Here is a 13,958-nt window from a genome sequence, read left to right as displayed (position 1 = left end):
GTATGAACACTTGCTTCCGACATCCGCGAGCCGCATGGCAGGCACCTTGATCGGCGCGGCCCTGGCCGACGGCGCGATCGGCGGACTCGACGACCCGGTCCTGCGGTACGTCCCCGAGCTGAAGGGCAGCGCCTACCGGGACAACACGATCCGCCAGGCTACGGCTACTTGTGGTGGGCCATCCCGCCCGGTGTCGCCGGCGCGCGCGGCCGTGTCCCGACCTTCGTAGGGCTCGGGCACGGCGGGCAGAAGCTCTACATCAACCCCGCGGAGGGCATCGTGGCCGTGCTGTGGAGCGCTCTGCGGCCCGGGGTCGACGTGGATCCTGAGCTCTTCGCGCTCCTCGACTCCGTGGTCCGCGCCCTGCGCTGAGCCCGACATCTCACCCCCGCTCACGGGGCGGCGTGCAGCGGCGCGGCCCATTCCACGACGGTGCCGCTCGGCTCGTTCGGGCGGAGGGAGAAGGAACCGCCCAGTTCCTCGGCGCGTTGCTGGAGGTTGGCCAGGCCGCTTCGGCGGGTGACGGCCGGGTCGAGGCCGTGGCCGTTGTCCGCCACTTTCAGCCGCAGCACCGTGTCGGTGACCTCCACGCTGACGTCGACGGCGGTGGCCTGGGCGTGCCGGGCCGCGTTGGACAGGGCCTCACCGGCCACGGCCAGCATGTGCTCGGCGTGACCGGCGGGGACGTTGGTGTCCAGCAGGCCGGTCATGCGCAGCGCGGGCGCGAAACCCAGGGCTTCGGCGGCCCTCTCCATGGCCGCCACCAGCCGGGCGCGCAGTCCTTCGCTCCGGGACCGTTCCTGCTCGCCGAGCGAGTAGATGGTGGAGCGGATGACCTTGATGGTGTCGTCCAGGTCGTCGACCACCCGCTGGACCCGCGCGCCCTCCTGCGGCCTGTCGGCGAGGCGGCCGAGCGTGGACTGCAAGGTCAGCGCCCCGGCGAACAACCGCTGGATGACGAGGTCGTGCAGATCGCGGGCGATCCGGTCACGGTCGTTGAGGACCAGCATGCGATCGGCGTCCTGCCGGTGCTCGGCGACCTCGAGCGCCAGCGCCGCCTGGTTGCCGTACCCGATCACCATGTCGATGACGGCGTCGGTGAAGACCGGGCCGCCCGGCACGTTGGCCACCTGGAGCACGCCCCGCACATGGTCGCGGGTGCCGAGGGGGACGAGGAACGCGGGGCCCAGCTCCACAACAGCTGCGCTGCCGCCGGTGGCGCGCGGATCGGCACTGACCGCGTCGCTGGTGATGGTCTCCCCGGAGGCGAAGACCTTCGCGGCCAGGGTGGCGGCACCCAGGACCAGACCGCGCGCATCCTCCGCGCACGTTCCGGAGGCGGCCTCGATGACCAGCTCGCCGCTGTCGCCGACCGGGATGGCCAGGGTGACCAGGTCCGCACCGGCCATCTCCCGCAGAGTGGCGGTGAAGGACTCCAAGACCGCGGTGGGTTCGGTTCCGGACAGCAGACTACGGGTCAGCTCGTTGCTCGCCGCCAGCCACCGCTGCCGACGGCGGGCGTCGTCGTACAGCCGGGCGTTGTCGATCGCCACACCGGCCGCCGCGGCCAGGGTGCGCAGCACCGCCTCGTCGTCGGCGTCGAACTCCGCGGCGCCCTGCTTGTCGGTCAGGTACAGGTTGCCGAAGACCTGCTCGCGCACCTTGATCGGGGTGCCGAGGAAGCTGGTCATCGGCGGGTGCCCGGACGGGAAACCCACGGAAGAGGGATGCCGCGCCAGGTTGGCCAGGCGCAGCGGCTCCGGGTGGCGGATCAGCAGCCCCAAGATGCCCTCACCCCGCGGGTAGTGACCCATTCCCGCGATGGTCTCCTCGTCGATGCCGACGGTGAGGAACTGCTTGATCGTGCCTTCCTCGCCCAGCACGCCGAGCGCCCCGTACTCCGCGTCGACCAGGCTGACGGCCGACTCCACGATGCGCTGCAACACCACCTCCAGCTCCAAGTCGGAGCCGATCACGAGCACCGCGTCCAGCAGCGTGTGGATGCGGTCGCGTGCCGACCGCACCTGCGCCACCTGCTGTTGCAGACCCTCCAGCAGCTCATCCAGCCGCAACTGGGGCAAGGCCCCGGACACCGGGATATCGCGGGGCTCCTGACCGCACTCGTCCACCACAGTTGCTCCCCTTTTCCCTCACGCCGACCTCACCAGGATGCCCGACGTGTGGACGCGGATCGACGGCGCCCTGGGGAGCGGTTCGGCGGCGGGTGCACACGCGGTTCCGGCGCGCCAGGGTGGCGGGAAATTGGCCAAGGTGCCGGTCGGCTGGGTCGTGTACACGTGGTGTGCGTCCGGCCGCCCGGGCGACCCTCGGATACCGCCCACTCGGCCCTGATCACGGCTCCGGAGAGGGCCGGAGCGGTCTCCCGGCAGGGACGTTCGGCCCCAAGGCTGGGCGCGGGGTCGGCGCCTAGCGTTCGTGACCATGGAGAACGACAAAACCACGCGCCCCTCGCAGCGGCGCGCGGGCGGAGGCGGGCCGCTGGGCGCACGACAAGGTGGTGCGCTCCACGAGTACGACTCCGGCACCAATGGTACGCGGCGGCTCGGCCCCCGCATCGCGTACCGGGCGCGCCGCATGAGCCGGGACCGCCCTGGACGGGCGGATCGGCGCACCGGTTGGCTGCTGACCCTGGCCGGCGCCGTCGGCTGGCTCGCCTCCTTCCAGCTCGCGGTGGATGACTGGCGGCTGCTGAAGGACCCGGCCTATCAGCCGCCGTGCGACATCAGCCCGATCGTCAGCTGCGGCAGCGTCATGTCCAGTCCGGAGGGCAGCGTCTTCGGCTTCCCCAACATGCTGCTCGGCCTCGGCGCCTTCGCCGCGGTCGCCGTCCTCGGACTGGCCGTGCTCACCGGAGCCCGGCTGCACCGGATGCTGTGGCTGGCGCTGAACGCCGGTGCCCTCGCCGGTGTGGTGTTCGCGCACTGGCTGATCTACCAGTCACTGTTCGGGCTCGGCAGGCTCTGCCCCTACTGCGCCGTGGTCTGGGCCGTCACCATCACCCTGTTCTGGTACGTCACGCTGCACAACCTCGGGCGGGGAGCCATCCCCGTACCGGCGGCCGGCCGGGGCGCCCTCGAACTGGTCCTGGAAACGCACTGGATGCTTCTCGCCGGCTGGTACGGAGTGATCGCGGTCCTCGTCCTCATCCGCTTCTGGTCCTACTGGAGCAGCCTGCTGTAAACGGGCCGGGCCCCACGGACCGGATGGTCCGCGGGGCCTGCTTCCTGCTGCCCGGCGGCCGGGCGTCTCAGCCCTCGGCGTGGGCCAGCCACAGGTCGGGGCCGAAGACCTCGTAGCGGATGCGGTGTGCGGGGATACCCGCCTGGAGCAGTTGGGCGCGGACGGCGCGCATGAAGGGGAGTGCACCGCACAGGTACACATCGGCGTCGGCGGGCAGGTCCAGTCCGTCGAGGTCCATCAGGCCCGTGCGCGCACCGGCTTCCTCGGCCGCGTTCTGTTCGTACCAGAACTCCGCGCGCGCCTCGGGCAGTTGGGCCACGAGACGGCGGGTGTCGGCCCGCAGGGCATGGTCGGCCGGAGCACGGTCGGCGTGCAGGACGAGGACCGGGCGGGCCGAACCGGTGGCGGCGAGGTGTTCCAGCATGACGACCATGGGGGTGCAGCCGATACCTGCGGACACCAGCACGAGCGGGGTGTCGGTGTCATCGAGGACCACGTCTCCGAACGGGGCCGACAGGGTGAGTTCGCCGCCGGCCCGCACGGTGCGGTGCAGTTGGCTGGACACCTCGCCCTCGGGGGCGCCGGCCACGCTCGCCACGCGTTTGACGGTGATGCGCCGCAGCCGGTCGCCGGGGGCGTTGGACAGGCTGTACTGGCGGGTCTGGTGGATTCCGTCGGGCATGAGCACCCGGACGCTGACGTACTGACCGGCGCGGGCAGCGGGCGGCGGGCCGTCATCGGCCGGGCGCAGCAGGAAGGAGGCCACGTCCGGGGTCTCCTCCCGCCGCTCCACGACGGTCCACCGCCGCCACGGGTGCCGCGGGTCGACCTTGGCTTCCTGGTAGAGGCGGGCCTCCTGGGCGATGAGGGCACCGGCCATCAGCCAGTACACCTCGTCCCAGGCGGAGGCCACTTCCGCGGTGACGGCATCGCCCAGCACCTCGCCGATGGCGCGGAACAGGTATTTGTGGACGATCGCGTACTGGTCCTCGGTGACACCGAGCGCGGCGTGCTTGTGGGCGATCCGGGACAGCAGCGCGTCGGGACGGGTGTCGGGACCGGCCAGCAGCGCCTGGGCGAAGGCCGCGATCGATCCCGCCAGGGCCTTGCGCTGCTCGCCGCTGGCCTGATTGCCACGGTTGAACAGCCCGTCCAGCAGCTCGGGCTGCTCGGCGAACATGATGCCGTAGAAACGTGCCGTGATCTCGTCCAGGGCCTCGCCGACAACGGGCAGGGTGGCGCGAATGACAGCGGCCGATTCAAGCGAAAGCATGGCTCTCCTCTGTGCGGGTGTGCGGGCACGTAGGGGGACGGCGCTCACCGCCACAGCCGGGTCCGTCGTGTGGATCGCACCGGTACATCGATCGTGCCGGTGGCACGGCGATCCCGAGTAGGGCCGAACTTCCTTGACGTCAGGGCCCGTCGGGCCGAGTGGACATGGGGCTCGACGGTTCGCGCGCGGACCGACGGAAACCAGAGCGGCGTCGGCTTCCCCCTCCGCAAGGACCGACCGGCCCTTTCCTCGTTCCGCTCGGCTCTGGCGCGCCGCGCCCGAGCCCGGAGACGATCACGCAGACCGGTGAGCGGTGAGGAGAAAGGACAGTCGGGAATGATCGCTGTCGTAGGCCATCCCGATCTCAGCACGTCGACGCTCGTGCTGGTGGAGGAGGAACTGCGAGCGCGTCTTGTCGGGTTCGCCCGGGCCGGCGGAGCCGGTCTGGTCCGCGCCGGAAAGGGGTTGCCGACGGCCTTCGGGAGGGCCGCCCGTAAGACCGGACTGGCCCTGGTGACGGTCCTGCCCTCGCGCAACGGCGTGCCCACGCAGTTGGCCGAGCTCGACCGCAGGGCCGCCGGCGAACTGCTGCTGCTGTCGGAGCAGGTGCGGCTGGTGGAGTACGACCCCGGCGACCGCGGCTCGTGCGTGACCGCGGACGAGAGCTTGCTGCGCCACTGCGCCCGCGTGCTCGCGGTATGGGACGGCTCGCCGTCCAACGGCCGGGACGTCACGGCGCATCTGGTGGCCTACGCGCGCAGTCACGGGGTCGATGTCGAGGTGATCTGGCCGCGGGGGGCCAGACACGGGACCGTCCGCCGGGAACCCTCATGACCGTTCGGCCCCTTCCTCCCGCTCCCGGCACTCGCATGGTGGAGCTGGACCGGAAGGAATCGCTCAGGCTGCTGACGGGCGTGTCCATGGGGCGGGTGGGCTTCACCCACCAGGCGCTCCCGGTGATCCGGCCGGTCAACCACCTCGTGAACGACGACGGCGACATCGTCATCCGCACCCACGCCGGTGCCGCGCTGCCGGCCACCGCGTCGGCGTCCGAGGTGGTGGTGTACGAGGCCGACCAGATCGACGAGGCCACGCACACCGGCTGGAGTGTGATGATCATCGGCACCGCGAGCCGTGTCACGGATCCGCGGGCACTCTCCCGCTACCGCACCGAGCTGACGCCCTGGATCAACACGGAGATGGAGCACGTGGTCCGCATCCGTGCCGAGTTCGTGACCGGCTACCGGCTGGAGACGACGGCATCACCCCGGTAGCACGGCCTCGCAATCCGTTGCTCCGTGCGAGTTCCGCGGACTTCACCGGCGCGTGGCCAGACCGGGCCCGCGACGGGGCCGTGGGGCCCGCCGTACGGACCGGACGGCCCCTCGTCCGGACCCGGCCGCTGCCACACGCTGGAGGCGGCAGATCGCAGACCCCGTCCAGGAGGCAGGCCATGAACACCCCCACCATGCTGCGCGCGCTGCCCGCCGATCACCGGCGGCGGCTCATGCGCCTCCCCCGGGAGGTGTCCTTCCCGCAGGGAACGCGTCTCTTCGACGAAGGTGCCCGCGCGGACCGGTTCTGGATCCTTCGCACCGGCTCGGTCGAGCTCGACACGCGGGTGCCCGGTCGGCGCGCCGCCGTCATAGAGACTCTGGGTGCCAATGAACTCGTGGGCTGGTCCTGGCTGTTCGCACCGCATGTGTGGCATCTGAGCGCCACGGCGATGACACCTGTGCGGGCCTACGAATTCGATGCCACGGCTATCCGCTCCATGTGCCAGGACGACCCGGCTCTCGGCCAGGCCGTCACCCAGTGGGTCGGCGAGGTGCTCGGCCACCGCCTGCGTTTCACCAGGACCCGGCTACTCGACCTCTACAACACCCCGTGCGGCGCCGGCGGCGTCGTCTGAACGGGCGAGACCTTGGTCTTCAGCGCGCTTCCCGCCGCTGCCGGTCCTGGGCCTGGGTGGCGATGACCGCGGCCTGGATGCGACGTTCCACGCCGAGCTTGGCCAGCAGACGGGAGATGTGGTTCTTCACCGTCTTCTCGGCCAGGTACAGCCGCTGGCCGATCTGGCGGTTGGTCAGCCCCTCGCCGATCAGAGCCAGGATCTCGCGCTCCCGTTGTGTCAGGCCGGGGAGAGCGTCGGGCTCCTCCTGCCGCTGATCTCCGCGCAGCCGGGCCATCAGCCTGGTGGCGGCGCTCGGGTCGAGCAGGGACTGGCCGTCGGCCAGGGTGCGTACCGCGGACACCAGGTCCGAGCCCTGGATCTGCTTCAGGACGTACCCGGAGGCGCCCGCCATGATCGAGTCCAGCAGGGCCTCCTCCTCGTCGAAGGAGGTCAGCATCAGGCAGGCGAGCTCGGGCATGCGCGAGCGCAACTCCCGGCACACGGACACGCCGTCGCCGTCGGGCAGACGGACGTCGAGAATGGCCACCCGCGGTCGCAGCGCGGGGATGCGGACCAGGGCCTGCTCCACCGTCCCGGCCTCACCGACCACGCTGATGTCCGGCTCGTCGTCGAGCAGATCGCGCACACCACGCCGTACCACCTCGTGGTCGTCCAGCAGGAAGACCCGGGTGGGGTTGCCGGGGCCCGGCCGCTCGCTGTCCGCCATGGATGACTCCCTGTAAGTTCCGCGTTCCGTCAATGCCCGATCGCGTCGGGATCGGGCACCGAACCGAGATCTTTCTCGCATTCGGGCCGAAGTACCAGGGCCGGTCGGCCCCATTCCGCCTACGGCGCCGGGCCGGGCACGGTGTGGCAAAGGCGCCGGGGCCGGTGTCAGTCCGTGGCCGGGAAGCGGCGCGGCGCCAGGAACAGCAGGACCAGGAACGCCAGCGCCGCCGCGCAGCCCGCGCCCAGGTACACGGCGCGCACGGCGTCCGAGACGGCCCGCCGGGCCGCCTCCGGCGCGGTCCCGGCATGGAGCGCCCGGGTCACCGAATCGAGGTCGCCCATGCCCACGAGCCGCGCTGCCAGCACCCCGTTGACGATCGCGCCGAAAAGCGACGCGCCGATCGTCTGGCCGGTCTGGCGGCAGAAGAGAACCGAGGCGGTGGCCGTACCCCGCTCCGACCAGCCCACCGTCGACTGGACGCCGACCATGAGCGGGAGCTGGAACAGTCCGAGCGCGGCGCCCAGCAGCAGCATCAGGGCCGTTGGCTGCCAGGCCTGGCCCGGGTACGGCAGGAGGGGGAAGGCGAACAGGAGCAGCGTGGCCGCGCCGATGCCGAGCATCGCGGTGTTGCGGATGCCGATGCGCCGGTAGACATGCTGGCTGAAGGAAGCGGAGACCGGCCAGCTGAGCGTCCACACGGACAGGACGAATCCGGCGGCCACCGGGCCCAGGCCCAGAACCGACTGGGCGTACGTCGGGAGGAAGAGGCTGGGGGCCACCGTCACCAGGCCCAGCGCGCCGAGGGCGAGGTTGACGGCGGCGATGGGACGGCGGCGCCACACCCAGCCGGGCATGATGGGCTCGCGGGCCCGCCGCTCGACGACGACCACGAGCGCGGCGAGCGCGAGTCCGGTGGTGAACAGGGCGAGGGACGGGACCGACAGCCACGGCCAGGCCACCCCGCCCTGGACCAGCGCGCCGAGCAGCACTCCCCCGCAGGCGAAGACCGCGAACGCGCCCGCCCAGTCGATGCGCGGCCGGTCGGCCGGCCGGTGGTCGGGCTCGTGGAGGTGGCGGACGACGAGCCACAGCACCACCACGCCGACCGGCAGGTTGACCAGGAAGATCCAGCGCCAGTCGGCGTACGCGGCGAGGACGCCGCCGAGAGCCGGGCCGGCGATCGCCGACACCGCCCAGACCGAGGAGAGTCGTGCCTGGATCTTGGGTCGCTCCGCCAGGGGGTAGAGGTCGGCGGCGAGCGTCTGCACCGTGGCCTGGAGGGCACCGCCGCCGAGTCCTTGTACGACGCGGAAGGCGATCAGCGCCGCCATGTTCCAGGCAGTGGCGCACAGCAGGGAGCCGAGCAGGAAAATGGCCGCGCCCACGATGAGCACGGGTTTGCGACCGAAGGTGTCCGACAACTTGCCGTAGACGGGCAGGGAGACCGTCACGGCGAGCAGATAGCCGGAGAACAGCCACGAGAACGCGGAGAAACCGCTGAGGTCGCCGACGATCTGCGGAACGGCGGTGGAGACGACGGTGGAGTCGAGCGCCGCCAGCGCCATGGCCAGCATGAGGGCGACGACGACGGCACCCCGCTTCCTGGGCGGGGCGTGCTCCGTCGCCTCGTCGCGTACCGCGGGCTGGGTGCTGCCCGTCCCGGGGTCCGCTGGCCCGTGCGGGGTGAGTGGTGTCGGCCGGTTGGGGGGATGCCCGCGCCCGTCGGCCGCCCTGGTCATCGTGGAGTGCCTCCTTCATTGGCCGGGTCTGCGTTGCCATCGTCGTGACCCCCGCACCAATTTAGGAAGCGAATTGATCCAATAATTCTTATTGTGAATCGCAATGAGGGTGCTTAGCATCGGAGCCCATGGTCTTCCCTCCGGAGCAAGTGCGAACATTTCTCGCGGTGGCGCAGTCGTTGAGCTTCACTCAGGCCGCGGCGGCGCTGGGCCTCGGGCAACCCACGGTGAGCCAGCACATTCGGAAGCTGGAGCAGGCGGTGGGGCGGCCGTTGCTGGTCCGGGACACGCGCAGCGTGGTGTTGACCGTCGATGGGGAAGCCATGGTCGGCTTCGCCCGTTCCATCCTCGCCGCACACGCCCAGGCAGCGGACTACTTCACCGGCACAGGGGTGCGGGGCCGGTTGCGCTTCGGAGTGACCGACGATCTCGCATTGACCCAAGTGCCGCGGATCCTGCGGGATTTCCGGCATCTCAACCCCGGTGTCACCTTGGACCTCACCGTCTCCCAAGGGGTACATCTGCAACGCAGAGTGGAATCCGGCCACGTCGACGTCGCCTTCGTCAAGACGAACGCCGGAGACGGGCGAGGCCGGCTGGTGCGCCGGGACCGGCTGGTCTGGGCAGCCGCCGAGGGAACCGGCCTGCGGTGGGACGAGGAACGGCCGGTGCCGCTCATCGTGTACCAGGCGCCCAGTCCCAGCCGGGATCTGGCCGTGCAAGCGTTGGAGCAGGCGGGCATCAAGCACCGTGTGGTCTGCACGGCGCGCGGGGTCAACGCCGTCCTCGCCGCCACCCGCGCCGGGCTCGGCCTCGCGATCTTTGTCCGCAGCCTCCTGCCGAGCGACCTGGTCGAGCTTCCCGGCAGCACCGGCCTGCCCGAACTCGGCGAACTCGACCTCGTCCTGCTCACCAACCCGCACGCCCCCGCCGAACCCGTCGAGGCGCTGACCACCGCCATCCTCGCCCACACCGACCGCATCCGCTCCATCCACGGCACCCGCCGCTGGCCGGCCGAGCCGGGGCGTGCGGGGGCCGCGGGAACCCGTCCCGAGAGAACGGGGTGAGACCGGTGCTGCATGGGGCCGGTCGGCCGCGCTCAGGGGACCTGGGGCCCATCCCGCCGCCCCGTCCCCGACGAGAGGGTGGGAGCGCGTCCCGGAAGGAGGTCCGCACCATGCCCGGTACTGTCACCGTCGGCCTGGACGGTTCACCCGAGAGCCTCGCCGCGGCGGACTGGGCGGCCCGCGAGGCCCAGCGCCGCGGGCTGCCGCTGAGCCTCGTCCACGCGCTGGACTGGCATTCGTTCACCTACGCGCCACTCACCGGAGTCGAGTCGCTGGCCCAATGGGCCGAGCGCCTGCCGAGCGACACCGCGGCGCGGCTGCGGCGCGACCACCCGGGCCTGCGGATCGTCCATGCGCAGGTCGCCCGCGAACCGGTACCGTCACTGCTGGCGGCCGCCGAGAACGCCGAGTTGCTGGTGCTCGGCTCACGGGGCTTGAGCAGGGTCACCGGGATTCTGGTCGGCTCCGTGGCGCTGTCGATCGTGGCCCGGGCAGAGCTGCCCGTCGTCCTGGTACCGGCCGGCGGGGCCGGCGGTGGCGACCGCCGGACCCACGTGGCCGCCACCGCCTCTCCGCGCCTGGCACGCCGCGATGTGGTGCTGGGGCTCGACCTCCGGCGGCCCGCCGCCCCGGTGCTCGACTTCGCGTTCGACGCCGCCGCCCGCCGGGCGACGGCACTGCGCGTCATCCACGGATGGAGCCCGTCCCCTGCCTCCGGCTACGTCCCCTCAGGCAACGGACAGTCGGCTCAGGTCGCGAGCGAGCTGACCGACGTCCTGCGCCCGTGGCGGGCGAAGTTCCCCGGCCTCGAGGTGAGCGAGCAGGCCGTGGTCGGCAGCCCCGCGGCACACCTGGTGGACGCATCGGCCCACGCCGCTCTGATGGTCGTCGGCCGCTTCACCCACGGCCCAAGGCCCGGCACGCGGCCCGGCCCGCGCGTCGGTCCGGTCACCCACGCCGTACTGCACCACTCCTCCGCGCCGGTGGCAGTGATCGCGCACAGCTGACCCCCGTCGAGAGGCAGCCGCGCGGCCGACGCCTTTCCTGGCCGGCCTTCGCAGGGAGACCGTCCATGCACAGAACCACGCATTCGCCCGACGACCGTCGAGCGATGAATCCCCCAGGCGCGGAACAACCGCTGCACACCCCTTCACGCACGGAGGTACATGTGATGCTTCGCCCCGTCATCGTCGGGCTCGACGGCTCCCCCGAGAGTTTCACCGCGGCCAACTGGGCGGCCCGCGAGGCCCAGCGCCGCGGGCTGCCACTGCACCTGGCGCACGCCTGGCTCTGGCAGACCGGCGACCTGCCCGCCGCGGACAGCGAGGACACCGTGCGGCACTGGGCACAGCGCATCCTGCGCGACGGCGAGAAGGAACTGAGCGGCCGCTACCCGAACCTTCCGCTCACCGCCGAGCAGGTGACCACCACGGCCGTCACAGCGCTGCTGGAGCGGGCGGAGGCCGCCGAGATGCTGGTGCTCGGCTCGCGCGGGCTCAGCGCCCTCACCGGCTTCCTGCTCGGCTCCGTCGGCCAGCAGGTCCTCGCCCGGGCGACGTGCCCGGTGGTGATGGTGCGGGCGAACGAACGATCCGCCGCCGAGCGGCCGGGCGACGAGGTCGTCGTCGCGCTCCAGGACCTGGCGGAGGCCCCCGGGCCGCTGCTGGACTTCGCGTTCGCCGCGGCGTCCGCGCGCGGGGCGACGTTGCGAGCCGTGCACGTCCGCAAACTGCCGTCGTCCGACTACGGGTACGGCCTCGCCGCGGCCCCCGTCGGCTACCTGGACGGTGATCTGGAAGCCCAAGTGAACCGGGAGCTGGAAACGGCCCTGGAACCGTGGCGGGAGAAGTACCCGCGGGTGACGGTGGAACGCACGATCGATCTCGCGTTCGTGGCCGGAGCCGTGCTGCGGGCCACCGCCCAGGCCGGGCTGCTGGTGGTCGGCCGGCGGACACACCGTTCCGTCCCGGGTACACACATCGGCCCGGTCACGCACGCGGTGCTCCACCACTCCACCATTCCGGTGGCCGTCGTACCACACGACTGAACACCGACTCCCCGCGCCGGCCGGGCCCTCAGCCGCGCTCTCGTGGGCGGGGCACACACCCCGCCCACCGAGACCTACCGGCCCTGGGCCCGCCGTGCCGCCGTGCCGCCGTGCCGCCGTGCCGCCGTGCCGCCGGGGAGATCCAAAACCACGCGGTCCTGTCCCGGCCAGGGCTGACCGCGGTCACCGGCGAGATGAGGATGGCCAAGGCGGCGGCCCCCATATCGAGCGCCCCTGGTCGGTCACGGCCAACCTCCGGGTGGCCCCTGTCGGAAAGCCCGCCCGCCCGGCTCGGATGGACCCGGTCGGTGTGCCGCACCGCCCCGGGTTTTTGGTTTGGTGTTGGGGTTTATTTTGCTCGCTTCCCCCCTTCGCTCTCCCCCCCCCCCCCCCCCCTGCGACCGGGCTGAGAGCCCGGTCCCGGAGCCGCGTCACGTCCACGCGTTCAGTCTCATCGACGCCCCGGACCCGCTACGGCCGGATCGATCCCGCCGGCGCTTTGCCGCGACGCACGGCGTGTCCCCGGGCCGCGTCGACGACGGCTATGACGAGCAACAGGCTGACGATGCCCGCCGCGAGCAACGCCGCCGAGCCGTGCGGCCGGGGTTCGCCTGCCCCGTCCACAGGACCGCGGCAGCCACCGCGGTCGCCATGAGGAGTCCGGGCAGCAGCCATACCAGGAAAGCGCGGCACCGCGAGGAGGCGGATCGGGCCAGGGTCCCATACCCCCAGGCCGCCCAGTGTTTCTCCGTCTCCCGGAGTTCGCGTGCCCGGTGGACGCGGGACCGGGCGGCCAGCGCCGTGGTCGTGGCCACGCCCGTCGCGGCCACGACACCAATGACACCGCAGGACACCGAGGTGAGAAACAGCGGCGAGAGAAGCGCGACCGTACCCCAGCCGGTCAGGCAGATGAGGATTTCCATGGCGAGCCCGAAGTTGATGACGAAGCAGTCCGGGTCGGCGGGGACGGCCTCCCAGTGATCGCCGCGGGCGACCTCCAGACCTGGGGAGGTGGTCCGCAGGACGGTGAGGAAACCGTTCGTCCTTGTGGGAGCTGAGGCCGATGTCCTCGTACGCCGACCGGTAGTGGTTGAACGTCAGGTGGTAGGAGCCGGCCGACTGCGAGCAGCCGCCGGTGGCCCGTGCCCAGTCCTACATCCTGATGCGGTTTTCCCACTCGGCCTCGCCGATTCCGTGAGAGTGCTTGCGGTGAGCAGCACCTCGTCCTTGGCGAAGAACGTCCGCAACTCGGCGCGGAATTCGGCGAATTCACGACGATTCTGCACATCACTACAGTTCAGGAAGGTGAAGTCGGTCGAGTCACCATACTCGTCGAACACCTTCCGCTCGTTCTCGACGAACTGGCAACCGAGTTCCAGAGCGTGACCGAATGCCTCTTCGGGCGCCATTCCGCGGGTCGATTCCAGCGTGAGTCGATGAATACTGTCGCCGATGAGCACGGTACAGCGGGCGAACCTCCGGGAGATCCACTTGACCATGCTCGTGAGTTTCGCCGTGGCGAAGTTGCTGTTCTCGAGACTGACACCGAGAAAACAGGTGTCGTGCTGTTCGAACGTGGTTCTGATGGTTATGGGAGAGACCAATGCTATTTCTGCCTTGTAGCGCGTCCTGCGTGCCGGCTCCACCTGTCGATCAGGGCTCGTGCGTTCTCGGGCGGTGAGATGCCGCTGCCGGGTGAGGGTGGGTTGTCGGGGTGGGGGTAGGTGATCAACTGAAGGAAGCGGTTCGTGTGATGACGGAGGTGTCTGACGCCTCATCACAACGAACCGCTTCCGGATGCCATCGTCGCTGATTGCCGCTGTGTCCCGCCACCTCGACCACGATGCGGGCTCCCCGACGACCCCGACCGCCTGCTGGAACTTGCCGACGTCCTCGACATGCTGCCCGATCCGCGCCGTCGACAGGGCCGCCGTTACCGGCTCGGCCGCCCAGCGCTGTGGCCCGCCTCACCGGCTGGACCAACACCGCCCACCCCAGCGACCAAAC

The 13,958-nt window shown here is 71.1% G+C and carries 13 protein-coding genes; 8 read left to right on the top strand and 5 right to left on the bottom strand.

Going from position 1 to position 13,958, the window contains the following annotated elements; genetic code table 11:
- Positions 1–168: 168 nt before the first annotated feature.
- Complete coding sequence (locus tag ACT2CW_RS45240; RefSeq protein ID WP_445520768.1) at positions 169–372, top strand: hypothetical protein; 204 nt, start codon at positions 169–171, stop codon at positions 370–372.
- Between the two features lie 20 nt (positions 373–392).
- Here the strand turns inward: ACT2CW_RS45240 and ACT2CW_RS45235 are convergent, their stop codons facing one another.
- Positions 393–2,129 (bottom strand): sensor histidine kinase, encoded by a 1,737-nt coding sequence (locus ACT2CW_RS45235; RefSeq protein WP_445520767.1) that lies wholly within the window; start codon positions 2,127–2,129, stop codon positions 393–395.
- Between the two features lie 313 nt (positions 2,130–2,442).
- On the opposite strand from ACT2CW_RS45235, the gene ACT2CW_RS45230 reads away from it, so the two are divergent.
- Entirely contained in the window at positions 2,443–3,201 is a 759-nt protein-coding gene (locus tag ACT2CW_RS45230) for a vitamin K epoxide reductase family protein (protein WP_445520766.1), read from the top strand.
- Positions 3,202–3,268: 67 nt separating this feature from the next.
- Here the strand turns inward: ACT2CW_RS45230 and ACT2CW_RS45225 are convergent, their stop codons facing one another.
- A complete protein-coding gene (locus tag ACT2CW_RS45225) occupies positions 3,269–4,474 on the bottom strand; it encodes a globin domain-containing protein (protein WP_445520765.1) in 1,206 nt (401 codons plus the stop codon).
- Positions 4,475–4,810: 336 nt separating this feature from the next.
- Between ACT2CW_RS45225 and ACT2CW_RS45220 the strand changes: the two genes are divergently transcribed.
- The 3 genes from ACT2CW_RS45220 (at position 4,811) to ACT2CW_RS45210 (ending at position 6,386) form a co-directional block, all read left to right on the top strand.
- A complete protein-coding gene (locus ACT2CW_RS45220) occupies positions 4,811–5,308 on the top strand; it encodes a hypothetical protein (RefSeq protein ID WP_445520764.1) in 498 nt (165 codons plus the stop codon).
- Positions 5,305–5,748, top strand: coding sequence for a pyridoxamine 5'-phosphate oxidase family protein (locus tag ACT2CW_RS45215; RefSeq protein WP_445520763.1), 444 nt, complete (start codon positions 5,305–5,307; stop codon positions 5,746–5,748). The genes ACT2CW_RS45220 and ACT2CW_RS45215 overlap by 4 nt, the downstream gene beginning before the upstream one ends.
- A gap of 179 nt (positions 5,749–5,927) precedes the next feature.
- Positions 5,928–6,386 (top strand): cyclic nucleotide-binding domain-containing protein, encoded by a 459-nt coding sequence (locus tag ACT2CW_RS45210; protein WP_445520762.1) that lies wholly within the window; start codon positions 5,928–5,930, stop codon positions 6,384–6,386.
- Positions 6,387–6,405: 19 nt separating this feature from the next.
- Here ACT2CW_RS45210 and ACT2CW_RS45205 read toward each other — a convergent pair whose 3' ends face one another.
- Together ACT2CW_RS45205 and ACT2CW_RS45200 are read right to left on the bottom strand one after the other, a co-directional pair.
- Complete coding sequence (locus ACT2CW_RS45205) at positions 6,406–7,095, bottom strand: response regulator (protein WP_164427425.1); 690 nt, start codon at positions 7,093–7,095, stop codon at positions 6,406–6,408.
- Positions 7,096–7,262: 167 nt separating this feature from the next.
- Positions 7,263–8,837 carry an MFS transporter gene (locus ACT2CW_RS45200; protein ID WP_445520761.1) on the bottom strand — a complete coding sequence of 525 codons (1,575 nt, stop codon included), beginning with the start codon at positions 8,835–8,837 and terminating at the stop codon, positions 7,263–7,265.
- Between the two features lie 128 nt (positions 8,838–8,965).
- On the opposite strand from ACT2CW_RS45200, the gene ACT2CW_RS45195 reads away from it, so the two are divergent.
- The 3 genes from ACT2CW_RS45195 (at position 8,966) to ACT2CW_RS45185 (ending at position 11,951) form a co-directional block, all read left to right on the top strand.
- On the top strand, positions 8,966–9,904 hold the full coding sequence (locus ACT2CW_RS45195; protein ID WP_182473109.1) for a LysR substrate-binding domain-containing protein: 939 nt from the start codon (positions 8,966–8,968) through the stop codon (positions 9,902–9,904).
- A 110-nt stretch (positions 9,905–10,014) separates the two neighbouring features.
- Entirely contained in the window at positions 10,015–10,911 is an 897-nt protein-coding gene (locus ACT2CW_RS45190) for a universal stress protein (RefSeq protein WP_445520760.1), read from the top strand.
- A 164-nt stretch (positions 10,912–11,075) separates the two neighbouring features.
- Positions 11,076–11,951 (top strand): universal stress protein, encoded by an 876-nt coding sequence (locus ACT2CW_RS45185; RefSeq protein ID WP_445520848.1) that lies wholly within the window; start codon positions 11,076–11,078, stop codon positions 11,949–11,951.
- A gap of 1,097 nt (positions 11,952–13,048) precedes the next feature.
- Here ACT2CW_RS45185 and ACT2CW_RS45180 read toward each other — a convergent pair.
- The gene (locus tag ACT2CW_RS45180) at positions 13,049–13,597 is read right to left on the bottom strand and encodes a tRNA-dependent cyclodipeptide synthase (protein ID WP_445520759.1); all 549 of its coding nucleotides are present in this window, start codon (positions 13,595–13,597) and stop codon (positions 13,049–13,051) included.
- Positions 13,598–13,958 lie beyond the last annotated feature (361 nt).

The organism is Streptomyces sp. NEAU-174, from assembly GCF_052665095.1.
Note: the sequence above shows the minus strand (reverse complement) of the source record. Positions and strands in the feature narration are given on the sequence as shown.